The sequence below is a fragment of the Altererythrobacter sp. genome (assembly GCF_050299635.1).
Taxonomy (GTDB): Bacteria; Pseudomonadota; Alphaproteobacteria; order Sphingomonadales; family Sphingomonadaceae; genus Erythrobacter.
Genome location: NZ_JBNKWF010000003.1, coordinates 1 through 25140, shown reverse-complemented (window position 1 = coordinate 25140; position 25140 = coordinate 1). Strand labels below are relative to the sequence as shown.

Sequence of the window (25140 nt, the reverse complement as noted above, 5' to 3'; positions counted from 1 at the left end):
CCATCCCGCCGCCGGCAGCAGCGCGCCCAGTTCGCGCTTGAGGAAGGCATCGACCTTCAGGTCCGCTTCGCACACGGGAGCGCCGGGTTCCTTCTCCCAGCTTTCCACTTCGTGCCCGGCACCCGGCCACAGGGCGAGCGCCATGCGCCCGGCTTCTGAGACGATGGATTCGAGGCGTTGGCTGTCAATCATTGTGAAACAGGGCCCGTGCACCCGAAAACCACACTTTTCAAGACGCGCAATCCATGCTTAGGCGCGCCGCAAGCGAATCCCGCGACACGTCACCACAAAGGACACTCTCTCCCCATGAACATCCACGAATACCAGGCCAAGGAACTGCTCGCGAAATACGGCATCGGAATTCCCGCCGGACACGCGGCGCTGACAGTCGAGGAAGCAGTGGAGGGCGCGAAACAACTTCCGGGCCCGCTCTACGTCGTGAAGGCGCAGATCCATGCCGGTGGGCGCGGCAAGGGCAAGTTCAAGGAACTGGGGCCCGATGCGAGCGGCGGCGTGCGCCTGGCCAAGAGCATCGAGGAAGTCGAAGCCAATGCCAGGGACATGCTCGGCAACACGCTGGTGACAGTGCAGACCGGCGATGCGGGCAAGCAGGTCAACCGCCTCTACATCACCGATGGCGTCGATATCGCCAAGGAATACTACCTCTCGATGCTGGTCGACCGCGCAACCGGACGCGTCGCCATGATCGTTTCGACCGAAGGCGGCATGGATATCGAGGAGGTCGCGCATTCGACCCCCGAAAAGATCACCACCATCACGATCGATCCGGCGCAGGGCTTCATGCCGCATCATGGCCGCGCCGCGGCCTTCGCGCTCAAGCTGACGGGCGATCTCAACAAGCAGGCGCAGAAGCTCGCCAAGCAGCTCTACACCGCGTTCATGGATCTCGATTGCGAGATGCTTGAAATCAACCCGCTGGTCGAAACCAAGGACGGCAATCTGCTGGTGCTCGACACCAAGATGAGCTTCGACGGCAATGCACTGTTCCGCCACAAGGACGTCGAAGCGATGCGCGACGTGACCGAGGAAGACCCGGCCGAAGTCGAAGCAAGCGAATACGACCTCGCCTACATCAAGCTCGACGGCAATATCGGCTGCATGGTCAATGGCGCAGGCCTGGCCATGGCGACGATGGACATCATCAAGCTGAACGGCGCCTTCCCCGCCAACTTCCTCGACGTAGGCGGCGGCGCGACGACCGAGAAGGTCACCGCAGCGTTCAAGATCATCCTCAAGGATCCGGCGGTCGAGGGAATCCTCGTCAATATCTTCGGCGGCATCATGAAGTGTGACGTCATCGCCAATGGCATTGTCCAGGCGGCGAAGGACGTGAATCTTTCGGTTCCGCTGGTGGTTCGCCTCGAAGGCACCAATGTCCAGCAGGGCAAGGACATCCTCGACAATTCCGGCCTGCCGATCGTCAGCGCCGACGATCTGGGCGATGCCGCCCGCAAGATCGTGGCCGAGGTGAAGCTGGCGGCCTGACCGCCACATCGATCAACCACGCAGTCATTCAAGGCGGGGCCCGGATTCTTCTGAGAGTCCGGGCCCCGTTTGCATGCGGCCTCAGCTTCGCCCGCACGAATGCCTAATACAGTTTGCGCTTATGTCACTTGACCTCGAAGTTCGGGAACGCGAGGTGTCATAGCGAAGTTCTGGAATCACTCGCAGACCCGTGTGGCTTGACGTTTACGTAAACGCAAGCTAGGCGGGCCGCAGATTCATTGAGAGGAAGGATAGTCCATGAAGATCCTCGTGCCCGTGAAGCGGGTGATTGACTACAATGTGAAGCCGCGCGTGAAGAGCGACGGTTCCGGTGTCGATCTCGCTAATGTGAAAATGAGCATGAACCCGTTTGACGAGATCGCGGTTGAAGAAGCGATCCGAATCAAGGAAGCGGGCAAGGCAGAAGAGATCGTGGCGGTCTCGGTCGGTCCGGCCAAGGCGCAGGAAACCTTGCGCACGGCGCTGGCCATGGGTGCCGACCGCGCGATCCTGGTCGAGGTCGAAGACGGCGTGGACGTGGAACCGCTGGCGGTGGCCAAGATCCTCAAGGCGATCGCCGATGAGGAACAGCCGGGCATCGTGCTGCTGGGCAAGCAGTCGATCAGCGATGATTCGAACCAGACCGGCCAGATGCTGGCCGCGCTGATGGGCCGCCCGCAGGGCACCTTCGCCAATACCGTCGATGTCGAAGGCGACAGCGTGACGGTGAAGCGCGAGATCGATGGCGGTCTTGAGACGGTCAAGCTCACGCTGCCCGCAATCGTCACGACCGATTTGCGCCTCAACGAGCCGCGCTATGCTTCGCTGCCGAATATCATGAAGGCGAAGAAGAAGCCGCTCGATACCAAGACTCCGGGCGATTACGGGGTCGATATCACGCCGCGCCTCACCACCACCCATGTCGCCGAGCCGCCTGTGCGCCAGGCCGGTGAAAAGGTGGAAGACGTCGATGCGCTGGTCGCCAAGATCAAGGCCCTCGGCATCGCCTGAGATGCCGTAAAATCCGGGACTCGCATCGCCTGAGCGACCCCGGACTTCGAAAGGAATTAGGACATGAAAACGCTCGTCTGGGTCGAACACGACAATAGCGAGATGAAGGATGCGACGCTGGCTGCAGTGACGGCGGCATCGCAACTTGGCGAAGTGCATTTGCTGGTTGCAGGCAGCGGCTGCGGCCCGGTTGCCGAGCAGGCGGCCAAGATCGCAGGCGTGGGCAAGGTCCATGTCGCCGACGATGCGGCCTATGGCCATGCACTGGCCGAGAATGTCGCGCCGCTGATCGCGGGCCTGATGGACAGCCATGATGCAGCGGTGTTCCCGGCCACAACCACCGGCAAGAACGTGGCGCCGCGCGTTGCCGCGCTGCTCGACGTGATGCAGATCTCCGACATATTGTCGGTCGAGGGGGAAAAGAGCTTCACCCGCCCGATCTATGCCGGCAACGCCATCGCCACGGTCGAAAGCAGCGATCCCAAGCTGGTCATCACCGTGCGCGGTACGGCCTTCGACAAGGCTGCGACCGAGGGCGGTTCGGGCACGATCGAAGCAGTCTCCGGCCCCGGCGACGCCGGACTTTCCAGCTATGTCGGATCGGAACTGGCCAAGAGCGAGCGCCCCGAGCTGACCAGCGCCAAGGTGATCGTCTCGGGTGGCCGCGCGCTCAAGGACTCGGCTACCTTCGAGGAATACATCATGCCACTCGCCGACAAACTCGGCGCGGGCGTGGGCGCATCGCGCGCTGCGGTCGATGCGGGCTATGTCCCCAATGATTATCAGGTCGGCCAGACCGGCAAGATCGTTGCCCCTGAAGTCTATATCGCAATCGGCATCTCCGGTGCGATCCAGCACCTTGCCGGCATGAAGGACTCCAAGACCATCATCGCCATCAACAAGGACGAAGACGCGCCGATCTTCCAGATCGCCGACATCGGCCTGGTCGCAGACCTGTTCAAGGCCGTGCCCGAATTGACCGAAAAGCTGTAAACCTCAGAAACACTTAAGTTGATTTGAGCCTCCGTCCGGCTATCGTGCCGGGCGGAGGTTTTTCTATGGGTCGAACCACATCGCAATTTGGGCTTTTACTTGGCGTGGCGGCAACGGTCATGCCGTCTTTCGCATATGCTGAGGATACGACGGACAATATTGTGCTGAAACCTTCTTCAGCGTGGAGCATCGACTACGGAGAAACAAGCTGCCGGATGGGACGATTCTTCGGCGAAGGCGACGACAAGTCGGTGCTGTTTCTTGAACAGCACAACCCCAGTTCCAGTTTCGACTGGACCCTTGCCGGTCCGGTTCTGAAGTTGGTCAAGGCTGGACGCAAGGTGAAGGTTCAATTCGGCCCAGGAATCGAAGAACGCGAGGCCCTATATGATGATGGGAAATTAGCGGGATTCGGCCGGGCTATCGTCAGCCAGGGGCCCTTCGTGCCGGTGCGGTTTACTCTGCAAGCGGCTGACAAAAAGAAAGATACCGAGAGATCGAAGCAGGAAGACAATCCCGCCGAGAATGCAGGAGCTTCAGGCCTCCCTGAGCTTGATACCACAACCGGGAAATCGATCGACTGGCTGAGCATCGGTTCAGGGAACAAGCAAAAGATTATCCTCGAACTTGGGAATATGAAAAAGCCGTTTATGGCGATGAACGAATGCATGGAAAGTTTGGTCAAATATTGGGGCCTTGACCCCGAACAGCAAAAGCATCGCAGCAAGGTGCCAGTCTGGACCAACAAGTTCGCAGCCGTCAAAACGATTCTCGAAACCTATCCGGCAGAAGCACTGCGTGCAGGCGCATCGGCGGAATTCAATATTCGGATAATGGTAGACGACAAAGGCCGGCCTACCGATTGCGTATTGACCAATGTGACAACGGCGGACGCATTCGGCAAGAACAGCGATGTCTGCAAGATCATAATGGCTCGGGCCAAATTCGAGCCCGCGCTCGACCAGGACGGCGAGCCGCTGGCATCCTATTTTACGACACGGCTCGTGTATTCGACGTAAGTCGGTAGCGGAGTACTACATTCTTCAATTGCTTTGATGCCGAAGATCCAATTCCGCCGATGGCCCCCAGTCATCAAAGCACACTGTCCACCGCGTGAATCGTCACGCCAACCAGGCCGCCAACCAGCGTCCCGTTGATGCGGATGAACTGCAGGTCGCGGCCGACCGCGCTTTCGATCCGCCCGGTGATCGTCACCGCGTCCCAGCGTTTGACCGTCTCTGACACGAGCCGGACGATCTGCGTGCCATAACGGGTGGCGATCCCCACGGCGGTGCGGCGCGCGAAACGGTTGATCTGGAGCTGAAGCCGGTGATCTTCCCGCAGCGCATTGCCCAATTCGGCTAGGCCCCTGCGCATCTCTTCGCCCAGCGCGCTGTCCGGGTCGCGCGCGCGGCGAATAAGCGACTGGCGGATGCGCTCCCACACGCCCAGCCACCATTCGGCCACTGCTGGATTTTCCAGCAGGTCGCGCTTCATCGCCTCCACCCGCTCGCGGGTCTTGGGATCATGCTGCAGATCATGCGCGAGCTTCTCCAACCCCTCTTCGATCTTGCCGCGCAATGGGTGTTCGGGATCGACCAGTACTTCCGCCAGCAGTTTGTAGAGCCCGTCGAGCACCGAGCCTGAAATACGCTCGTCAAGGCCGGTCCAGCGCAGCACGGCATTGGCGCGCGCATGGATGATCTCGCGCACCGTTTCCTCATTGTCCTCCAGCGTCAGACCGGCCCAGCGGATGAATCCGTCCATCAGCGGCATGTGGCGGTCGTCAGCGATCGCGCTATCGAGCATTCGCCCAAGCAGCGGTGAAATATCGATCTTGCCGAATTGCTTGGCGAGGCCGGTGCGCACCTGATTGCCGAGCCGGTCGGGATCGAGCGATTCGAGCACTTCGGCAAGCAGTTCCGCTGCCCCGCCGGTAATGCGCGAACGTTCAGAGCCTCCATCGGGGCCGGAATTGGGCGTGACGAGAAAATCGCCCACCGCCAGGGCCACATTCATCCCGTACATGCGCCGCGCGACCACCGCCGGCACGAGGAAATTTTCGCGCAGGAATTGCGCCATGGTATCGGCAATGCGGTCCTTGTTTTCGGGGATGATTGCAGTGTGCGGGATCGGCAGGCCGAGCGGATGACGGAACAGCGCCGTCACTGCGAACCAGTCCGCCAAACCGCCGACCATGGCCGCTTCGGCGAAAGCGTTGGCGTAGCCCCATCCGGGATGGATCGGGAGGAATTGCCGCGAGACCAGGAACAGGCCCGCCATCAGGACCAGCAAGCCGGTCGCCGTCCAGCGCATCCGGCGCGCGCGATCGGCTGAGAGCGGTTCCCCGCCCAGAACCAGCGGTATGTGCTTGCCACCCGCCATGATCAGCTAACCGTCACTCTGCCGGTTCGATCCCCGGCGCCTGACCGCCCGCGGCCTCTCCGCCATGTTCGGGGCGATAGGTCAGGAAGCGGTTGCGCATCCATGGGCCGGCGCGCTTCTCCAACCCGTCAGCCAGGCTGAAGCCCGCTGGCACGATCAGCAGGGTAAGCAGGGTCGACAGGATCAGTCCGCCAATCACCACCGTACCCATCGGCGCGCGCCATGCACCGTCACCCGAGAGCGAGATCGCGGTCGGCACCATACCCGCCGTCATTGCGACGGTGGTCATTACAATCGGCTGCGCGCGCTTGTGGCCCGCCTCCATGATCGCATCGAGCTTGCGCTTGCCCAGCGCCATTTCCTCGATCGCAAAATCGATCAGCAGGATCGAGTTCTTCGACACGATTCCCAGCAACAGCAGTGTGCCGATCAGGACCGGCATGGAAAGCGGCTGGCCCACCAGCCAGACCAGGAAAATCCCGCCCAGCGGCGCAAGCGCCAGCGAGCTCATGTTCACCAGCGGCGACATGAACCGCTTGTAGAGCAGCACCAGGACCGCAAACACCAGGAAGATGCCCGAGATCAGCGCACGCGAGAAATTATCGGCCAGCTCCTGCTGCAACTCGTCGCTACCCACCGCATCGCGGATCACGCCTTGCGGCAGGTTCGTCAACGTGGGCAGGTTGTTGATCTCTTCCATCGCATTGCCGCGCAGAACATTCTGGGCAAGGTCCGCACCGATGAAGACGCGCCGGTTCTGGTTGTAACGCTGGATCGAAGTGGGACCCGCGCCGAACGAAATATCGGCCACCCGGCTCAGTGGAACCGAACCGCCGCTGGCGATCGGAACCGGCAGGTTTTCGATCGTGGTCAAGTCCCGCCGCGACTTCACCGGAAGCTTGACCCGGATCGGGATCTGCCGGTCAGCCAGAGAGAACTTTGCCGTGTTCTGTTCGATTTCGCCCATGGTCGCGATTCGCACAGCCTGGCTCAAGGCTCTGGTCGAGACCCCAAGGTCGGCAGCCAGGTCGGGCCTGGGCCGAATGATCAGCTCGGGCCGGCTGATATCGGCGCTGATCCGTGGCGCAACGACAGAATTGAGGCCCTTCATCTCCTCCACCAGCTGGCTGGCGGTCTTGTTGAGCAGGACTGGGTTGGAGCCGGCGAGCATGATGGTGATATCGCGGCCGCTGCCCGGCCCCCCCGGACCATTGTCGTTCTGGAAGCGGACGCGCGCATCCGGGAACTGGGCCAGAACCGGCGCAAGATCGCGCTCGAAATCGATCGAAGTCTTTTCGCGATCTTTCTTGAGCGTGATGAAGATGGATGCTCGCCCGCCTTCCCTCACGCGCACCAGAGCGCGTTCGACTTCGGGCTGCTCATACATCAGGTCTGCCACCTGATCGGCCACGTCCTCCATCGTCTCCAGCGTTGTGCCCGGCACCATCTCCATCTCGATCCGGCTGTTGTCATCGTTGATCTCGGGATCGAACTGGAACGGCGTGCTCATGAACAGCAGGATCGTGATCATGAAGGAGAAGTAACCCAGGCCGAGCATCCACACGCGATGATCGGAGAAACGCGCTTCCAGCCATTCCCATGACTGCGCGATCCGTTGGCCGAAGAACCTGGTAACCAGCCGGAAAATTCCAAGGATGAGAAGAACTGCGGAGAACCCGAGCACCGTCACAAAGGCCAACTCGAGCAAGAGTATGACGCGGCTGAAGAGGAACCCGATGCCCTCGCTCTCGCTCAGCCCAACAAGGCCGGTGATTTTCGCCGGCAGGCTCAGGCCGGAAATCAGGTTCCAACCCATGAACACCGCCACGCCGGGCAGAATGATGAGAGCCAGCAACACCAGCGCAAAGGATGTCACATAGAGGAACCGGCTGCGCGGACCGGGCAGGCCCTCGCGTCGCTCGATCAGCCTGCCGCGATTGAGCGACCAGCGCAGGATCCTCATATAGCGATCCATCCACGCGCCTTCGCCATGCGCGGCGTGACCCTTTGCATGCAGGAAATAGGCCGCCAGCATTGGCGTGATCATACGCGCCACGGCCAGGCTCATGAGCACCGCGGCAACAACCGTCAGGCCGAAATTCTTGAAGAATTGTCCTGTCACGCCCGGCATCAGCCCGACCGGCAGGAACACAGCCACAATGCAGAATGACGTTGCGACCACTGCCAGGCCGATCTCGTCGGCAGCATCGATCGCGGCCTGATAGGCGCTCTTGCCCATGCGCATATGGCGCACGATATTCTCGATCTCAACGATCGCATCATCCACCAGAACGCCTGCGACGAGGCCCAGCGCGAGCAGCGACAGGAAGTTGAGATTGAACCCCAGCAAATCCATGAACCAGAAGGTCGGAATTGCCGAAAGCGGGATCGCGATTGCCGAAATCACCGTGGCTCGCCAGTCGCGCAGGAAGAAGAACACGACCACGACCGCCAGAATCGCACCTTCAACCATCGAGGCGATCGAGCTTTCGTACTGATCTTCCGTGTATTTGACCGTGTTGAACAACTGGATGAATTTGACGCCCGGATTCTCTGCTTCAATTTCGGCGATGACCTTCTTCGCCTCGTTGAAAACGGTGACATCCGAAGCACCCTTGGCGCGCGTCATGGCGAAGTTCACGACTTCCTTGTCGCGAACCTTGCTGATCGACGTACGCTCGGAATAGCCGTCGCGCACGGTTGCGAAATCCGCCAGCTTGACCGAACGGCCACCGCCGAGCTGGATGCGGCGCTGCGACAATTCGAAGGCGTTGTCATCGTTGCCGAGAACGCGAACCGACTGGCGCGTGCCGCCAACTTCCGCGATGCCGCCGCCTGCGTCGAGATTGTCCTGCCGCAGCAAGCCATTGATCTGCCCCGCTGTAACGCCCAGCGCCTGGATCTTGGCCGGATCGAGAATTACCTCGATCTCACGGTCGACCCCGGCAAATCGGCTGACTTCCGCCATGCCTTCGATCGAGAGCAGGCGCTTGGAAACCGTGTCGTCGATGAACCAGCTGAGCTGTTCGATCGTCATGTCGCTGGTTTCGACGGCAAAAATGCCGAGCCAGCCGCCTGCGACCTGCACCTTGTTCACGCGCGGCTCTAGGATCCCTTCCGGCAGGCTGCCGCGAATCGTGTCGACCGCATTCTTGACTTCGGCTGTCGCGTCATTGGGATCGTTGCCGATCTCGAACTCGACAAAAGTATTCGAGCTGCCTTCACTGGCGGTCGAACTGATATTGCGCACGCCATTGAGCGAACGCACCGCGGACTCGACCTTCTGCGTGATCTGGTTTTCGATCTCCGTCGGTGCGGCGCCCGGCTGGATAATGGTCACATTGACGCCGGGAAAATCGATATCGGGATTGTTCACCACGTCCATGCGCGCAAAGCTGAACATGCCCGCCAGCAGGAGCGCGATGAAGGCGACGAGCGGAATTACCGGATTGCGGATCGCCCAGGCGGAGATGTTCCGGAAATCCATCGAATTAGCCTTCGTTTTCCTTGACCAGCTTCGGGTTGACCGATTCACCTTCGGTCAGGAACCCGCCTGCGCGCAGGACGACCTTTTCGGTGCCCTCCAGGCCATCGACAATCGTAATGCCGTCATTGGTGACGAAGCCGGTCGTCACCGCGCGGCGCTCCGCCTTGTTGTCCTTGCCGATGACATAGACATAGCTGCCATCATCGTCAGACAGAACTGCGCTTTCAGGCAGCATCGGTGCGCGCACCGTCCCGCTGCTGATCGTGGCAGTGGCGAACCCGCCGGGACGCAGGGCAGGCGCATAGGCCAGCGCGACGCGCGCAATGCCCTGGCGCGTCTGCGGATCGATGGTCGGCTCGACCTGCCAGATCTGACCCGAATAGCTCTTGTCCGATCCAACCGGCACGACGTCGGCCATCACGCCAGTCGAAAGTTTCGCCAGCTCGCTCTCCCCCACCCGCGCCAACAGCTCCATCTCGCCACCCTTGGCGATACTGAAAAGCACACCGGAACCGGCGCTCACCGTCTGACCCGGCTCGACATTGCGTTCAAGCAACAGGCCGGAAGCCGGAGCGACGATGTTCAGCCGTGCATTGCGGGCGAGCAATTCATTATATTGCGCGCGCGCCACTTCGACGCGGGCTTTCGCCGCATCGCGGGTGGCCGTGAGCCGGTCAACATCGGCCTTCGAGACGAAGCCGCGCTCGACCAGTTGCAATGCACGGTCAAGGTTGCTTTGCGCCAGTTGCGCATCGGCACGCGCCACCTCGATCTGGGCCGCGGCGCTGCGCGCCTGCTGGCTCTGCACCGAACGATCGATCGAGGCGAGCACCTGGCCAGCACGCACCCACTGCCCCTGTTCGACCGGGACCGAAACGACACGGCCGCCTTCGCCTACGACGCCGACAGGCATTTCGCGGCGAGCGGCTATGCTGCCGGTGGCGCTGATCGTGCCTTCAATCGCCGCACGTCCTGGAGAGATGACCGAAACGGTCGGAGCCTGCGAAGAATCGTCACCCGCGGCGACGGTTCCGGCTTCGCCATTGCGCACAAGGAAATAGGCAATGCCAAGCAGTGCAGCGACCAGCACGGCACCGATTATGACCCAGCGCCTGACGCCCGAACCTCTCGGCTCACCCGACAGGTCGATATCCGAGGATATCGAACGTGTTGTCTCAGAAGTGATCTTACTGTCGTAGTTCATGGCCGTCCCTTTGGCCGAAGTGAATTTCGTGGCGTCGATGGTGTATTATCGACATAACTCACCCGGCGCAATCCCTCTTACGCCCGCCGTCAGCCAGGGGCAATGCACCAGTCGATGAGCGACGTCGGGCACCGACAAGGAACATCGGAGCGATATTCACCGCCCAGGCAACCTCATGAAAAGGGACGGAGCAAGATGTACTGCCCCGCCCCCGCGCATTGAATTTCGTTGCGCTTAGCGCATCCGGCCGCGCTGGATCAGGTTGACGATCCCCAGGAGGATGATCGCGCCAACCACAGCGATAGCCAGACCGGTTATCGAGAATTCCTGGACGCTTCCGCCGATGCCCAGCAGCGGACCGACAACCATATTGCCGATAACCGAGCCGACACAGCCGACAACGATGTTCCAGAAAATGCCCATCGAGGCGTCACGATTCATGACGAGGCTGGCCAGCCAACCCGCAATGCCGCCGACGATCAAGGCGATAATCAAACCCATTTCCCGTTCCTCCTGTCCAAAATCAACTGCTTACGCCCGTCATAACGAGTCATCTATGCAGCTGTTCCCGCCACCTGCAAGGCACGGGAATGGAGCCAGGATAGGGGAATTTTGGCCCAAGTGCCAATAATCCCGGCGAATTCGGCCATCTACAGGACGCGGCGGCGCCAAAATCGGCCCGGCTATGCAGCGATCAATCGCCTGATCGTTTCGGTCAGCGATGCGTGCCAATCGGGCAATGGGTGGCCGAAGGTTTCCGCGAAGAGAGCAGATTCAAGCCGCGAGTTTGCAGGGCGTGGAGCCTTCGCGGGATATTGCGACGCCGGAATACCCTCGACAGAGCAATGCGCGCACCCCTGCCTCTTGCTGATGGCAAAGATGGTTTGGGCGAACTCTGCCCAACTCATCGAGGTATCGCCGGCAAAGTGATAAACCCGGTTCGCACCGAGACTTGGGCAGGATTGCCACCGATCGGCCACTCGAATTAGCGCGTGAGCAATATCCAGTGCCGATGTGGGATTACCGTATTGGTCGTCGACCACTTCCACGGTGTCGCGATCCCTTGCCAACGCCAGCATGGTCTTGACGAAATTTGTGCCGAACGGGCTATAGATCCAAGCAGTACGCAGGATGGCATGTGTTGCGCCAGACGCCGCCAGTGCCTGCTCCCCCGCCAGCTTCGACTTGCCATAGACGCTATGCGGCGCTGTTGGATCGCTCTCCCGCCAAGGCTCGGTACCGCTCCCATCGAACACGTAATCGGTCGAAAGATGCAGGACCGGCGCGCCTATGTTTGCCGCGGCGCGGCCGATCACCCCCGGCGCCTCGCCATTGACGAGCATCGCCATATCCGGCTCATCCTCGGCCTGATCGACAGCCGTATATGCCGCTGCGCTGATCACCAGGTCAGGCCGGTCTCGCTCAAGAGTACTCTCGATGCTGGCTGCATCGGCGAGATCGAAATCGGGCCGCGCCGCGAAGATCAGCTCATGATCACAATCGCTTTCGGCCAGCGACCGTGCAACCTGCCCATCTCGTCCCGTCACCAGTATCCGCATAAGCCGCTCAGCCTCTGGATGTCCCAAGACGCTCCCCGGCATATCTTCCCGAACGGATCGGCCCCCACCACCACTCATTGGCAAGATACCAGTCAATCGTCTTGGCGAGCCCGCTTTCGAATGTTTCCTCAGGAGTCCAGCCCAGTTCGCGGGTGATCTTGCTCGCATCGATGGCATAGCGCCGGTCATGTCCGGGTCGGTCCGTGACAAAAGAGATCAGATCGCGATGCGACGTCCCTTCCGCGCGGGGTTCTCGCTCGTCGAGCACATCGCAAATGGCCTCTACCACTTGCAGATTGGTGCGTTCCTGGCCTCCGCCGACATTGTAGCTTTGACCCACCTTGCCGCGTGTGAGCGCAAGTTCGAGCGCGCGGGCGTGATCCTCGACATAGAGCCAGTCGCGCACATTCTCGCCCGTGCCGTAAACCGGCAGTGGCTTGCCTTCGATCGCGTTCAGGATTGTCAGCGGGATCAGCTTCTCGGGAAAGTGATAGGGGCCAAAATTGTTTGAGCAGTTGGAAAGCACCACCGGCAAGCCGTAGGTTTCATACCAGGCGCGTACGAAGTGGTCGCTGGCTGCCTTCGACGCAGAATAGGGCGAAGAGGGTGCATAGGGCGTTTCCTCGGTGAACCTGGTGTCGTCAAAAGGCAGGTCGCCAAAGACTTCGTCAGTCGAGACGTGATGAAACCGGAAATCGTCCCGCTTCTCGTCATCCATCCCGCGCCAATATTCCAGTGCCGCATCGAGCAGGCGGAAGGTTCCAACCACATTGGTCTCGACAAATGCGCCGGGCCCATCGATCGAACGGTCGACATGGCTTTCGGCGGCCAGATGCATGATGCCGCTGACCTGCTCTTCGCGCAGCAGGCCCAACACAAGCTGCGAATCGCAAATGTCGCCTTCGACCAGCCGGTGATTGGACGCGTTTGCGATCTCACGCAGGCTTTCCGGATTGCCGGCATAGGTCAGCTTGTCGAGGTTGATTACCCTGACACCCTTGCGAACCAAATGCCTGACTACCGCAGAGCCGATGAATCCGGCACCGCCTGTGACGAGAATGGTCTGCGTCACTGCCCACCCTCAAACACAAATGGGCTATCGATGTCGCGAAAGAGTGGGGCTGTCGCATCCTTGCCGGACAAGGTCGGAGGGGAATCGAGCGCTGGCCACGAAATCGCGAGATCCGGATCATCCCAGCGGATCGTTCCTTCGTGCTCGTGCGACCAGTACTCGCTGACCTTGTAAAGCACCTCCGTCTCGGGCTCGATCGTCATGAAGCCATGCGCGAATCCGGCCGGAATCAGTAGCTGGTTCCATTTGGCGGCAGAGATCACCACGCCAACCCAATCGCCGAAATGGGGCGAACCCTTTCTGATATCGAGCGCAACATCATATATCGCACCGCGGAGCACTCGCACCAGCTTGTGCTGTGCCAGCGGTGGCGACTGGAAATGTAGCCCACGTATAGTCCCTGCATTGACCGAAATTGACTGGTTGTCCTGGACCCAGTCAATCCGGATGCCCTGCTTCTCGAATTCGGATTGCCTGTATGTTTCGGAGAAGAACCCGCGATCGTCCCCATGCCTTTGCGGAACGATTTCAACGATCCCGGGAATTGCATGACGAGCGAAACTGGTCATATCGCTGCTGCAACCAGCTTGCGCAAATAGTCACCATAGCCGGAATTCTCGAACAGGGTAGCACGCTCCAGCACGGAATCGCCATTAAGCCAGCCCTGGGCAAGCGCGATCTCTTCCGGGCAGGCGATCTTGATACCGGTACGATGTTCGATCGTGCGCACGAAACTTGAGGCCTCATGCAGGCTCTCATGCGTACCCGTGTCGAGCCAGGCATATCCGCGACCCAATTGAGCGACACGCAAATTGCCGCGGTCGAGATAGGCTCTGTTGATGTCGGTAATCTCGAGTTCGCCTCGCGCAGAGGGCTGAATGCCCCTCGCAATCTCGACGACATCCCTGTCATAGAAATAGAGCCCGGTAACCGCCCAGTTCGACTTCGGTATGTCCGGCTTTTCTTCGATACTGGTCGCGTGCCCGGATTCGGGATCGAACCCGACCACACCATAGCGCTCGGCATCATCGACATGATAGGCGAAGATATTTGCGCCTCCTGCCATCGCCTCTTCCGCCGCAGCACGGCATTTCGGACCCAGCTTTTCTCCGTGGAAGATGTTGTCGCCCAGGATCAGCGCGCAAGGACCGTCGCCTATGAAATCGGCCCCAATGATGAAAGCCTCTGCGATGCCGTTTGGCTGTAGTTGCTCGGCGTAGGAAAACTCCACGCCGAAACTCGAGCCATCACCCAGGAGCTCACGAAACAACGGCAAGTCGCGCGGTGTCGAAATGACCAGGATGTCACGGATTCCCGCCAGCATCAGCACCGACAACGGATAATAGATCATCGGCTTGTCGAAGACGGGAAGGAGCTGCTTGGCGACCGGCAATGTAGCCGGATAGAGCCGCGTTCCGCTGCCTCCGGCAAGGATGATGCCTTTCACCTGCGCGATCCCTTTCATCTGGGCGGACCGTAGCGAAACGCCCACCGGCATTGCGGGAGGTAACCTCTTCGCCGGGCGAAGTCACCCCAGCACGAGCAATCAAAAAGCCGCCCCGGTAACGGGACGGCTCCATGATTTCTCGACTTCAGATCTTGGGAGCGCCGATCAGGCGCTGTGCCAGGCCTGGCTCAGTATTTGAGCTGGCGTTCGTAGAGGTCGCGATAGTGCTGGATGCGGGTAACCCGCAGGCCCTGCATCCCCGAACGGTCCACGGCGCGCTGCCAAGAGGCGAACTCTTCGAGCGTGAGGTTGTACCGCTCCAGGACCTCGTCGATCGTCAGCAGCCCGCCATTGACGGCGGCCACGACCTCGGCCTTGCGCCGAACGACCCAGCGCTTGGTTTCCGGCGAAGGCAGGTCGTCAATCGTCAGCGGCTCACCGAGTGGGCCGATTACCTGTGCCGGACGGATGTCTTGGTTTTCGATCATCTATATCTCTCGGTCGCTTGTTCCCGCGTCGCCTTCTTCTCGGACTTCCATGCAATTCGATGCTTTGCGATGCCCTAAAGCATCAGGGTTAACAGCCCGTTTGCCTTCCTCTACGTCCGAAAAATAGCCCGCAGCCGCATCCGCAAAGCTCGCCGAAAGGCAAGCCTGGTCGCGGCTGAGCACCTGGCGCAAGTCGCGTGCGGCATTGATCCGCGCAGTTAGCTCCTGCCAGCCGATTGCGCGCAAGGCAGAGCCTTCGCTGCGCGAGAAGGAATCCGCAAAGATGGGTTTCGTTTCCAACATGGCTACCGGCTTTACGCCCAAGCTCGTCAAGATTGGGTAAAGCCTCAATTTACCCGGAGTTAGGATTACGTTCACCGTCCAACCGCTGGAAATACGCCAAATCTGCGTGTAGAGGGCGCCAATCCATGGACGATACGCGCATCTTCGATGCCGGGCTCGATGCCGCGGCGCTGTTCGACTTGCCCAAGCCGGCGAGCGAGAGCCGCATCGTCGTGGCCATGTCAGGTGGAGTCGATTCGTCGGTCGTGGCCGCGCTGGCCGCGGCCAGTGGAGCCGAAGTGATCGGCATCACGCTGCAGCTCTATGATTATGGCGCGGCAACGGGGCGCAAGGGCGCTTGCTGTGCAGGCGACGATATTCGCGATGCACGCGCCGTCGCAGACCGGCTTGGCATGGCGCATTACGTTTTCGATCACGAGAGCGCCTTCCGCGAGGAAGTGGTCGAACAGTTTGCCGACGACTATATGGCAGGCCGCACCCCGGTTCCCTGCATCCGCTGCAACATGGGGCCCAAGTTCACCGACTTGCTGCGCATGGCGCGCGAACTGGGTGCCGATTGCCTCGCCACCGGCCATTATGTCCGGCGCGTGGAAGGCGCGGCAGGCGTCGAATTGCACCGGGCAATGGATCCGGCGCGTGACCAGTCATATTTCCTTTATGGCACCACGGAAGAACAGCTCGACTATCTGCGTTTCCCGCTAGGCGGTCTGCCCAAGACCGAAGTGAGGCGCCTGGCCGAGCAGGCAGGGCTGCGCAATGCGGCAAAGCCGGACAGCCAGGACATCTGCTTCGTTCCCGACGGCGACTATGCCAAAATCGTCAAGTCCATGCGGCCCGAAGGCGGCGCGCCAGGCCGCATCGTCCATGCCGAAACCGGCGAGGCGCTGGGCGAACACAAGGGCATCATCCATTATACCGTAGGCCAGCGCCGCGGACTGGAGATCGGTGGTCAGCCAGAGCCGCTTTATGTCGTCGCACTCGAAGCGCAGAGCCGCGAAGTGCGGGTCGGCCCAAAACGGATGCTGGCGGTCGGAGCGGCGAGTTTGATCGAGACCAACCGGATCGGCCCGCTGCCCGATGTCCAGCTAAGCGCAAAAGTGCGTTCGCTGGCCAAGCCGGTGCCGATCACGCTGGAGGGCAAGCTGGGTGATGGTGCGAGTGCCACTATCCGATTCGCCGAGCCGGAATTCGGCGTCGCACCAGGGCAGGCTGCAGTGATCTATGCGGGGGAACGCGTGGTTGGCGGTGGCTGGATTGCGGGCACCGAGCCCGCAGCCTGACCCCATCGGCCCTAATCGTCCCATTCTTTCAGAACGCAGCCGTAACCCTCGCGATAGATTGCGGTGTCGCTGGCAATCAGCGGGAAGCGCGCCGTCACGCTCCTGGCTTCGACATCGTCGACCAGCGTGACCAGTTCCGTGCCTTGGGGCTTGTCCTTCGCGCAATCCTTCATGCCGCGCCCGGCAACGAATCGGCATGAACAGGCGACCCGTGCGGAATAGGCGGTTGCCGCCTGGGCAAAGCCGAGAGCCTGCGCGCGATAGTGAAAGCACAGCGCCGTCACCGCCGTAATGATCGCGAGCAGGATCCAGAGCCCGCGGCGAGGCTTGGAAGGGGATGAGCGAGTGCCGGCTTTAGCCATTGCCAATCGAGTGTCCTTGCGCGAGTGAAGCGAGCCATGAAAATGCGGTCGCTGCTTCCTATCGTCACACTCGCCACGCTGCCAGCCCTCTTTGCTTGCGGCGAGGCACCCCAGATCCCCGACCCTTTGAGCAAGGAGGCGCTGGCCGCCGTCACCGAAGACGCCGGTGCGCCAAAGAAGGACCTGGCGCGCGAAGTCGACGATCTCTTCACCAAGGACGGACAGGGCGAAACGCGGGCCGTGGTGGTGATGGCGAATGGCAAGATCGCCGCCGAGCGCTATTCCGACGGTTACGGCCCGGACACGCGCTTCGTGAGCTGGTCGATGGCCAAGACCATTACAGGCGTGATGATCGGCATGCTGGTGGCGGACGGGCGGCTGCGGCTGGACGAAAGTGCGCCGGTGCCGCTGTGGCAAAGACCGGGCGACCCGCGCGGCGAAATCACTCTGCGGCAATTGCTGCAGATGCGTTCGGGCCTGCGGCACACCGAATCGGGCGATCCGCTCTACGAAAGCTCAGAAGTGCGGATGCTGTTCCTCGACGGGCGCGACGACATGGCGCGCTGGGCGGAAGAACAGCCGCTGGAAGCGGAACCGGGCGCGAAATTCGAATATTCCACCAACACCAGCGTCATCCTGGCCGATATCGCCGCACGCGTTCTGACCGACAGCAGCGATCCCGATGTCCGCCGCAAGGCCGTGGCGGACTATCTCCACGCACGGCTGTTTGGCCCGCTGGGCATGGCATCCATGGTGCCCGAATTCGACCGCAGCGGCACTCTGATCGGCGGCAGCCTGATCCACGGCACCGCGCGCGACTGGGCAAAACTGGGCGAGTTCCTGCGCCGCAAGGGGCAGGCGCCTGGCGGCGAACAGCTCGTCCCGCGAAGCTGGGTGGAGAAGATGGTCACCTCCAGCCCGCGCAGCCCGCAATATGGCTTCCAGACCTGGCTCAACCGTGAATATCGCGAAGCGGGATCGGACAAGGACCACGAACTCTTCCCCGATCGCGCGCCCGCCAGCGTATTTTCGCTGATCGGCCATATGGGGCAATATGTTGTCGTCTCACCTCGCCAGAGGGTGACGATAGTTCGGTTGGGCCATTCGACCCATGCAGAGCGAATGGTGATGCTGCAGCAAATGGCGGATGTGCTGGAACTCTATCCGGAAAGGTAGAACTTACCTTCCACCACGGTCACGCATGGCCCACCCAGCCAGACGCGATCATCTTCAAGCCGCAGCGTCAGGTCGCCGCCGCGCGCAGAGGCCTGGTGCGCGGTGAAGCTGTCGCGGCCCAGTCGCGCTGCCCAGAAGGGCGCAAGCGCGGCATGGGCCGATCCCGTAACGCTGTCTTCATCGATACCTGCGCCGGGAACGAAGACGCGGCTGACGATATCGCTGCGATCGCCCGGTGCCGTGCAGATGAACTGGTCAGTGCCCAATGCCTTGAGGCCGCGCAAATCGGGATCGAGTGCGCGCAGCTGTGCCTCGCTTTCATACAGGTAGATCCCGTGGCGATCCGCGCTGCGCCAGACCTCCTGCGGCTCGGCTCCAATCAGGCTGACTGCTTCGGGCCATGCGCTTGCCTCGGTCGGGATGGCCGGCAGGGAAAGCTCATAGCCCGATTCTGCCCGGCGCACCTCCAGCACGCCCGATTTGCGCGTCCGGAAGGTTACCTCGTCGCCTACGCCGAAATCCTTCGCCCGGCTCAACACGACATGCCCGCTCGCTAGCGTCGCATGGCCGCACAGCGCCACTTCGGCAGCGGGTGCGAACCAGCGCAACACGAAATCTGCCGCACCGCTGGCGTCCTTCAGCAGGAAGGCCGTTTCAGCGAAGCTGTTCTCCTCCGCGATGGCCTGCAGATCCTTGTCGGGCAGCCACCTTTCGAGCAGCATCACTGCCGCCTGATTGCCGCCGAATGGTTGGTCGGAGAAGGCATCGACATGCCAATAGGGAATTGAAGGAATTGCTATTCTCCACGCTCAGGCAGCAGCTCCTCGGCTGCTACGCCTTCTTCGTTGATCAACCCATCCGGATCTGGGTGGATCAGCACCTCGACCCCGGGAAACTCGCCTGCGAGCCGCTCTTCCACCTGATCCATCAGATCATGCGCCTGCGCCACCGTCAGATGCGGATCGACCGCCATGTGGAACTGCACGAAGTCGTGCATCCCGCTGGTGCGCGTGCGCAGATCATGGACCCCGCGGATATCGGGGTGGCGCGCCAGCACGGCGAGGAATTCCTCGCGCCGCTCAAGCGGCCATTCCTTGTCCATCAGATGGTCGAGCGCTTCGCTCGCACCGCGCCACGCGCCCCATGCGAGCCAGGCGGCAATCCCAAGCCCGAACAAGGGATCTGCCTGCGCAAATCCTAGATACTGGTCGAGCACCAGCGCGGCGATGACCGCCAGATTGAGGAACAGGTCCGACTGATAGTGCAAATGGTCGGTCTTTATCGCGATCGATTGCGTCTTGCTGATTACATGCCGCTGCCACAGCAACAGCGCGATCGTGGCAGCAATCGCAACCAGCGATACGATGATGCCTTCTTCAGCCGCCGCAGTTTCGCCGCCCTCGATCAGATGCGTGACGGCCCGCCAGGCAATGCCTCCTGCCGAAAGCGTAATCAGCATGACTTGCAAAATCGCAGCCAGAGCCTCTGCCTTGCCATGGCCGAAGCGGTGGTCTTCATCCGCCGGCATTGAGGCGACCCATACGCCAATCAGTGTCGCAATGCTTGCAACGAGATCGAGTGTCGTATCGGCAAGGCTGCCGAGCATCGCGGTCGAGCCGGTCTGCAAAGTCGCCCAGACCTTGATCACGACAAGGAAGACCGCCGTCGCGATCGAAGCGATCGCCGCGCTACGCGTGAGTGAACCGTGACTCACGGATAAAGCAGGGTGTCGCTCCACCCTTCCTCGCTGCGCGTGAAAAGCCGGCGTTCATGCAAGCGGAAGGGGCGATCCATCCAGAACTCGATTCTGTCAGGCACGAGCCGGTATCCTGTCCAATGCGGCGGACGCGGCACCGGGCCGACCAGATGCCGGGCCGTAACCTTGGCGATTCTGCCCAGAAACTCCGCCCGCGAAGCAAGCGGACGTGACTGGTCCGAAGCATGCGCGCCGAGCTGCGAATCGCGGCTGCGGCTGGCGAAATAGGCGTCGGCCATTGCGGGATCGACTTCGCTGACCTTGCCTTCGATCCGCACTTGTCGGCGCAGGCTTTTCCAGTGAAAAAGCATTGCGGCCTGGGGGTTGGCGGCGATGTCGCTTCCCTTGCGGCTGTGGCCGTTGGTGTAAAAGACAAAGCCCTCCTCATCGGCATGCTTCATCAGCACCATCCGAACCGAAGGTGCGCCATCGGGCGTTGCAGTAGCCAGCGCCACCGCTTCGGGATCGTTCGGTTCGCTTGCGCGCGCTTCGGCAAACCATTGCTGGAACAAGGCCATGGGTTCGCTGGAAGGGATTTCGCTTTGGGCGACACCATCCGTCTGGTCGAGTGTGGGTTCAGGCAAAGGGGGCGTATCCTGCTGGGAAGTTGCACATGCTATACATTCATCTGGCATCTGGAAGAATGCCGGTCCATGCACCAAACCCTACCCCGCTCCTTGGGCTTAGGAAAGCCTGCGATCTTGCGCCTTTGCGCTGTTGCACCTAGCTAACACGCTATGGCCGATCCCTATCAGACCCTTGGCGTCGCGCGCACCGCCTCCGAAAAGGAGATCAAGAGCGCCTATCGCAAACTCGCCAAGGAGCTGCACCCCGACCGTAACAAGGACAAACCCAACGCTGCGGAACGCTTTTCCGACGTGACCAAGGCCTATGATCTGCTGTCGGACAAGGACAAGCGCGCGCAATTCGACCGTGGCGAGATCGACGGTGACGGCAACCCTGCCAATCCCTTCGCGGGAATGGGCGGCGGGGGTGGGTTTCGACCCGGCGGAGGAGGCCAGCGCGGTTTCCGGCCCGAAGACTTCCAGGGCTTCGGCGGCGGCGAGGACATGGACCTGGGTGATCTGTTCGAAGGGCTGTTTGGCGGGGGTGCGCGGCGTTCTTCAGGCATGGGCGGATTCGGCAGCCAGCGGCGACGACCGCCTCCGCCGCGCAAGGGTGCCGATATCAATTATCGTCTGGCGGTCTCTTTCATCGATGCGGCCGCGCGCAAGGATCAACGCATAACCCTGGCCGATGGCAAGACGATCGACCTCAAGCTTCCTGCAGGTGTCGAGGATGGCACGCAGATGCGGCTCAAGGGCAAAGGGCAGGAAGGTCCCGGCGGCTCGGGCGACGGGCTGGTGATGGTAGAGGTCGGCGGGCACCCCTTCTATCGCCGTGACGGCGACAATATCCGCATGGACTTGCCGATCACGCTCGACGAAGCGCTGAACGGCGCCAAGGTCAAATGCCCTACGGTCGATGGGCCGGTAATGCTGACGATCAAGCCCGGCACCAATGGTGGCACGGTTATGCGGCTCAAGGGCAAGGGCTGGAGCACCAAGACCGGCGACCGCGGCGATCAGCTCGTGACGCTCGAGATCCAGATGCCCGAGGATATCGAAGAACTGGCCAAACGGCTCGAAGGCTGGCAGGACAGCGGCAATCCGCGCGCAAAGCTAGGAGTCTAGGTTGCATCGTTTCGAGCTTCCGCAACCGGAAGAGCGAGAGGTCCATTCACTCTCGCCCGAGGCGCGGCGGCAGGAAGCGCGGACGCTTCGCGGGCATGTGATCCATCATGTCGGCCCGGGGACGCGGGCCTTCGAAGTCGCCAAGCGCACGGCTATCGGCACCTTTAACGACGGCTTCATCCACGCCGGGAATCTGGCCTATCTCGCCATGTTGGCGATTTTCCCTTTCTTCATCCTGGGTACGGCACTCTTCGCGCTGCTGGGTGATGCTTCGCATCAGGATGCGCTGGTCAAAATGATCGTGGCCAATATGCCGCCAACAGTCGCCCGCACGATCGAACCCGTCGCACGCGATGTCATTGAAGCGCGAACGGGTTGGCTGCTGTGGGCAGGTGCGCTGGTGGCCCTATGGACGGTGACCAGCCTGATCGAAACGATCCGCGACATCCTGCGCCGTGCCTATGGGACGCAGGCGACTCGTGCTTTCTGGAAATACCGGCTCATTTCAACCGGCTTCACGCTGGGCGCGGTGATCCTGCTGGTGCTGTCGCTCTTCGCGCAAGTGCTGATCGCAACGGCGCAAGAGGTGATCGAAGCGCGGATGCCCGAGCTGATGATCTACCTCAACGAATTGCAGCTTTCCCGCATGGTTCCGGCTGCAGCGCTTTTCGGCTCGCTCTACATGCTGTTCTATACGCTGACGCCGACGGCCTATCGTGCGAAGCGCTATCCCAAATGGCCCGGCGTGTTGTGCATCACGGTGTGGTGGATCGCCGTCGCCAGCGCACTCCCGCCAGTGCTGCGCAGCTTCTTCACCTATAATCTCACCTATGGCAGCCTGGCAGGAATCATGGTGGCGCTATTCTTTTTCTGGCTGCTGGGACTAGGAATGGTTATCGGGGCGGAGCTCAACGCCGCATTGGCCGTAACGCCGGAAGAAGAGCAGCTTTCGGAGGCGACGGCGGAAAACGAGGAGGAAACCGCATGAGCGGTCTGATGCAGGGAAAACGTGGCCTCATCATGGGGCTGGCCAATGACAAATCGCTTGCCTGGGGGATCGCGAAGAAGCTGCGTGAGCATGGCGCGGAGCTGGCCTTTTCCTATCAGGGTGATGCGCTCAGGAAGCGTGTCGAGCCGCTGGCCGGACAGCTCGGATCGGATCTGCTGATCGAATGCGATGTCTCGGACATGGAAGCGCTCGACGCGGCCTTCGATGCGCTCAAGGCGCGCTGGGACCGGCTCGATTTCGTGGTCCACGCAATCGGCTATTCCGACAAGAACGAGCTACGCGGGCAATATGTCGACACAAGCCTCGACAATTTCCTGATGACCATGAACATCTCGGCCTATTCGCTGGTCGCGGTCGCCAAGCGAGCATCGGAAATGATGCCGCCGCTGGAAGAAGACGGAAGCGGTGGCGGATCAATCCTCACGCTGACCTATTATGGCGCGGAGAAGGTCGTGCCGCATTACAATGTGATGGGGGTGGCGAAAGCCGCGCTGGAGACCAGCGTGCAATATCTTGCCAACGATTTGGGACCGCGGAACATTCGCGTTAACGCGATCAGCGCGGGGCCGATCAAGACGCTGGCCGCGAGCGGGATCGGCGATTTCCGCTACATCCTCAAGTGGAACGAGCTCAATTCACCGCTGCGCCGCAATGTCACGATCGACGATGTCGGCGGGGCCGGGCTGTATTTCCTCTCCGACCTCTCATCGGGCGTGACGGGCGAAGTGCACCATGTCGACAGCGGCTATCACGTGGTCGGCATGAAGCAGGAAGACGCGCCGGATATCGCGCTGGGGTGATGAGAGGGCAGCTTCGGACTTAAGAGCGCCAGATCGCACCCTCTGTGGCACCGCCTCTTTCAGTCAGAGTCAGGGCTTGACGATCTCGATGCTTTGAATCGTTCCGCTAAGTGCGGACCTTCCCGACCATGCGCGCGCATTTATCGCAAGGATCATGTGCTCGCAGTCCTGGGGAAGCGATTCGATGCGGAAGCCATCGGCACCGTTGCTGAAACGCTCATCGTAAAAGGGGGTCTGCGAATTCGCACAGAGGAGTTGCAGCCGCACGTCACGCAATTGATCTGCAGGCGAGATCCTGTTTGCGTTGCGAATTTCGAAGGGAGGTTCGGGGGTCCTCAGCAGCCGCGCGGCAATAATGCCGCCCTTGCCCGGACGAACGGAAAGCTCCAGCTCCTTGCCATCGGCGCTCTGCTGCGCGCGAAAGCCTGTCTGGTCGACGAATCTCCAATCGAACGGCGGATAGGCGGACTTCCAGTCAAGCAATCCATATCTGCCCAGGCCGGTATCCGAGCCGGAGACCCGGCGATACAGGGCTTCGGCGCCCGCGATGTCCCCTTGCCCGGCAAGCCCAGCAATCAAGCGGCGGTCGAAATTTTCGTCATCGACAAATACATCCTGCCTGAGGACAGCGAGATTCGGGAGGATTTCTCGTTGACCAACGGCGAAGTTCAGGAATCGCTGGTGCCAGGGCGAGCTTCCGTCGAGCATGTTGGCAAAAAGCGGAATGGTCTCTTCCTCGCCTAGCGCTTCGACAAGTACGGGAAAGAACTCGCGCGAATATTCCGGATTGACCCGCAAGATCTGGTCGAGCGTCTCGATCGTGCGCGGATAGTTCCGTTCGGCGATATGTTCCTGCAGAACCAGGCCCTGGAGAAAGAGATCGCGCCGGTTGATCTGCGAAGCCACGTCGAGGATGGCGCGACGTTTGGCTTCCTCTGGCTGCGCCAGTGCGAGAATGGCGTATGCCTTGGGGACGAGCGGGTCGGAGAGCACCGCAGCAACTGCGATGTCGGCAGCCTGGCGGGCCGCTTCCGGGGCATCGTCAGGTTCCGTTATACCCGCTGTAAAGGTCTTGGCGGCGAGCTGTTCGCGCGCGAGGCCATTTGCAGGAAAGAGCGAGACGGCGAAATCGGGCGCCGTCCTGGTCGTCACGCTGCTTGCAGCCTGGGCACCAAGCATCAAGGCAAGCAGTATACCAATCGCAGACGCCGCCAGGAGACGAGGCCAGTTTCTCACCTTCATAAGAGAATTGCCTCCCCGGCCTCGTTACTCTGCCGCTTGGGGCACAGCATCGTCTCCGTAGCCATAGCCGTAACCATAGCCATAACCATAACCGTAAGCGGCGCCGTGTTCATCGAGCTTGGTGACAAGTGCACCATAGACCTGTGCGCCGGTTCGGCGGAGACGATTGAGAGAGGTCTCGATCGCACGCAGTTTGATGCGATCGGACTCGATTGCGTAGATCACGCCATCGACTGCCCGCGAAAGTTCGATCGCATCGGCGAGCGAAAGCATCGGCGCACCATCGACAATAATCTGATCGTAATTGTGTCGAGCTTCTTCAACTATCTGCGCGAAACGCGAACTTGCGAGAAGCTCAACCGGGTT

At 61.1% G+C, this 25140-nt stretch carries 24 protein-coding genes and 2 pseudogenes; 9 read left to right on the top strand and 17 right to left on the bottom strand.

The genetic code is table 11. The features are described from left to right. Window positions 1–192, bottom strand: a pseudogene (locus ACQY6C_RS01910) (3'(2'),5'-bisphosphate nucleotidase CysQ); the annotation flags it as partial. 114 nt (window positions 193–306) lie between these two features. On the opposite strand from ACQY6C_RS01910, the gene sucC reads away from it, so the two are divergent. From sucC to ACQY6C_RS01890, 4 genes are all read left to right on the top strand, one after another. Further along, window positions 307–1506: an ADP-forming succinate--CoA ligase subunit beta gene (sucC, locus tag ACQY6C_RS01905; RefSeq protein WP_427964044.1), complete on the top strand. Its 1200-nt coding sequence runs from the start codon at window positions 307–309 to the stop codon at window positions 1504–1506. 258 nt (window positions 1507–1764) lie between these two features. After that, complete coding sequence (locus tag ACQY6C_RS01900; RefSeq protein WP_427964042.1) at window positions 1765–2517, top strand: electron transfer flavoprotein subunit beta/FixA family protein; 753 nt, start codon at window positions 1765–1767, stop codon at window positions 2515–2517. Between the two features lie 63 nt (window positions 2518–2580). After that, complete coding sequence (locus ACQY6C_RS01895) at window positions 2581–3510, top strand: electron transfer flavoprotein subunit alpha/FixB family protein (RefSeq protein WP_427964040.1); 930 nt, start codon at window positions 2581–2583, stop codon at window positions 3508–3510. A gap of 65 nt (window positions 3511–3575) precedes the next feature. Further along, entirely contained in the window at window positions 3576–4529 is a 954-nt protein-coding gene (locus ACQY6C_RS01890; RefSeq protein WP_427964038.1) for an energy transducer TonB, read from the top strand. Window positions 4530–4602: 73 nt separating this feature from the next. Here ACQY6C_RS01890 and ACQY6C_RS01885 read toward each other — a convergent pair whose 3' ends face one another. The 10 genes from ACQY6C_RS01885 to ACQY6C_RS01840 form a co-directional block, all read right to left on the bottom strand. Next, the gene (locus ACQY6C_RS01885; RefSeq protein WP_427964319.1) at window positions 4603–5826 is read right to left on the bottom strand and encodes a DUF445 domain-containing protein; all 1224 of its coding nucleotides are present in this window, start codon (window positions 5824–5826) and stop codon (window positions 4603–4605) included. A gap of 82 nt (window positions 5827–5908) precedes the next feature. Beyond that, window positions 5909–9382 (bottom strand): efflux RND transporter permease subunit, encoded by a 3474-nt coding sequence (locus ACQY6C_RS01880; protein WP_427964037.1) that lies wholly within the window; start codon window positions 9380–9382, stop codon window positions 5909–5911. A 4-nt stretch (window positions 9383–9386) separates the two neighbouring features. Continuing rightward, window positions 9387–10586: an efflux RND transporter periplasmic adaptor subunit gene (locus ACQY6C_RS01875; protein WP_427964035.1), complete on the bottom strand. Its 1200-nt coding sequence runs from the start codon at window positions 10584–10586 to the stop codon at window positions 9387–9389. Between the two features lie 234 nt (window positions 10587–10820). Next, complete coding sequence (locus tag ACQY6C_RS01870; RefSeq protein WP_427964033.1) at window positions 10821–11087, bottom strand: GlsB/YeaQ/YmgE family stress response membrane protein; 267 nt, start codon at window positions 11085–11087, stop codon at window positions 10821–10823. Between the two features lie 182 nt (window positions 11088–11269). After that, the gene (gene rfbD, locus ACQY6C_RS01865; RefSeq protein ID WP_427964032.1) at window positions 11270–12187 is read right to left on the bottom strand and encodes a dTDP-4-dehydrorhamnose reductase; all 918 of its coding nucleotides are present in this window, start codon (window positions 12185–12187) and stop codon (window positions 11270–11272) included. Continuing rightward, window positions 12153–13217, bottom strand: a complete 1065-nt coding sequence (rfbB, locus tag ACQY6C_RS01860) for a dTDP-glucose 4,6-dehydratase (RefSeq protein WP_427964030.1) — start codon at window positions 13215–13217, stop codon at window positions 12153–12155. Before rfbB ends, rfbD begins: the two co-directional genes overlap by 35 nt. Continuing rightward, entirely contained in the window at window positions 13214–13786 is a 573-nt protein-coding gene (gene rfbC, locus ACQY6C_RS01855; RefSeq protein ID WP_427964028.1) for a dTDP-4-dehydrorhamnose 3,5-epimerase, read from the bottom strand. The genes rfbB and rfbC overlap by 4 nt, the downstream gene beginning before the upstream one ends. Further along, window positions 13783–14664: a glucose-1-phosphate thymidylyltransferase RfbA gene (gene rfbA / locus ACQY6C_RS01850; protein WP_427964316.1), complete on the bottom strand. Its 882-nt coding sequence runs from the start codon at window positions 14662–14664 to the stop codon at window positions 13783–13785. The genes rfbC and rfbA overlap by 4 nt, the downstream gene beginning before the upstream one ends. Window positions 14665–14852: 188 nt before the next feature. Continuing rightward, window positions 14853–15152 carry a DUF1153 domain-containing protein gene (locus ACQY6C_RS01845; RefSeq protein ID WP_427964027.1) on the bottom strand — a complete coding sequence of 100 codons (300 nt, stop codon included), beginning with the start codon at window positions 15150–15152 and terminating at the stop codon, window positions 14853–14855. Then, window positions 15153–15455 (bottom strand): hypothetical protein, encoded by a 303-nt coding sequence (locus ACQY6C_RS01840; RefSeq protein ID WP_427964025.1) that lies wholly within the window; start codon window positions 15453–15455, stop codon window positions 15153–15155. A gap of 125 nt (window positions 15456–15580) precedes the next feature. On the opposite strand from ACQY6C_RS01840, the gene mnmA reads away from it, so the two are divergent. Continuing rightward, window positions 15581–16735, top strand: coding sequence for a tRNA 2-thiouridine(34) synthase MnmA (gene mnmA / locus ACQY6C_RS01835; protein WP_427964024.1), 1155 nt, complete (start codon window positions 15581–15583; stop codon window positions 16733–16735). A gap of 11 nt (window positions 16736–16746) precedes the next feature. On the opposite strand, the gene ACQY6C_RS01830 is transcribed toward mnmA, so the two are convergent. Continuing rightward, window positions 16747–17097 carry a hypothetical protein gene (locus ACQY6C_RS01830; protein WP_427964022.1) on the bottom strand — a complete coding sequence of 117 codons (351 nt, stop codon included), beginning with the start codon at window positions 17095–17097 and terminating at the stop codon, window positions 16747–16749. A gap of 36 nt (window positions 17098–17133) precedes the next feature. Between ACQY6C_RS01830 and ACQY6C_RS01825 the strand changes: the two genes are divergently transcribed. Next, entirely contained in the window at window positions 17134–18273 is a 1140-nt protein-coding gene (locus ACQY6C_RS01825; protein ID WP_427964020.1) for a serine hydrolase domain-containing protein, read from the top strand. Here ACQY6C_RS01825 and ACQY6C_RS01820 read toward each other — a convergent pair. Genes ACQY6C_RS01820 through pdxH form a run of 3 tightly spaced genes read right to left on the bottom strand, consistent with a single transcriptional unit; the run spans window position 18258 to window position 20547 of the window. Continuing rightward, entirely contained in the window at window positions 18258–19067 is an 810-nt protein-coding gene (locus tag ACQY6C_RS01820) for a PhzF family phenazine biosynthesis protein (protein ID WP_427964314.1), read from the bottom strand. The genes ACQY6C_RS01825 and ACQY6C_RS01820 overlap by 16 nt on opposite strands. Before the next feature lie 2 nt (window positions 19068–19069). Beyond that, window positions 19070–19987, bottom strand: a complete 918-nt coding sequence (locus tag ACQY6C_RS01815; RefSeq protein WP_427964018.1) for a cation diffusion facilitator family transporter — start codon at window positions 19985–19987, stop codon at window positions 19070–19072. Further along, window positions 19984–20547 carry a pyridoxamine 5'-phosphate oxidase gene (gene pdxH / locus ACQY6C_RS01810; RefSeq protein WP_427964312.1) on the bottom strand — a complete coding sequence of 188 codons (564 nt, stop codon included), beginning with the start codon at window positions 20545–20547 and terminating at the stop codon, window positions 19984–19986. Before pdxH ends, ACQY6C_RS01815 begins: the two co-directional genes overlap by 4 nt. Before the next feature lie 219 nt (window positions 20548–20766). Between pdxH and ACQY6C_RS01805 the strand changes: the two genes are divergently transcribed. The 3 genes from ACQY6C_RS01805 to fabI are packed head-to-tail and all read left to right on the top strand — an operon-like array spanning window position 20767 to window position 23532. Continuing rightward, on the top strand, window positions 20767–21723 hold the full coding sequence (locus tag ACQY6C_RS01805; RefSeq protein ID WP_427964016.1) for a DnaJ C-terminal domain-containing protein: 957 nt from the start codon (window positions 20767–20769) through the stop codon (window positions 21721–21723). Window position 21724: 1 nt separating this feature from the next. Further along, entirely contained in the window at window positions 21725–22711 is a 987-nt protein-coding gene (locus ACQY6C_RS01800) for a YihY/virulence factor BrkB family protein (RefSeq protein ID WP_427964014.1), read from the top strand. Beyond that, window positions 22708–23532, top strand: a complete 825-nt coding sequence (gene fabI, locus ACQY6C_RS01795) for an enoyl-ACP reductase FabI (protein ID WP_427964012.1) — start codon at window positions 22708–22710, stop codon at window positions 23530–23532. Before ACQY6C_RS01800 ends, fabI begins: the two co-directional genes overlap by 4 nt. Before the next feature lie 69 nt (window positions 23533–23601). Here the strand turns inward: fabI and ACQY6C_RS01790 are convergent, their stop codons facing one another. Together ACQY6C_RS01790 and ACQY6C_RS01785 are read right to left on the bottom strand one after the other, a co-directional pair. Continuing rightward, window positions 23602–24684 carry a hypothetical protein gene (locus ACQY6C_RS01790; protein WP_427964010.1) on the bottom strand — a complete coding sequence of 361 codons (1083 nt, stop codon included), beginning with the start codon at window positions 24682–24684 and terminating at the stop codon, window positions 23602–23604. Between the two features lie 114 nt (window positions 24685–24798). After that, a pseudogene (locus ACQY6C_RS01785) lies at window positions 24799–25140 on the bottom strand (GumC family protein); the annotation flags it as partial.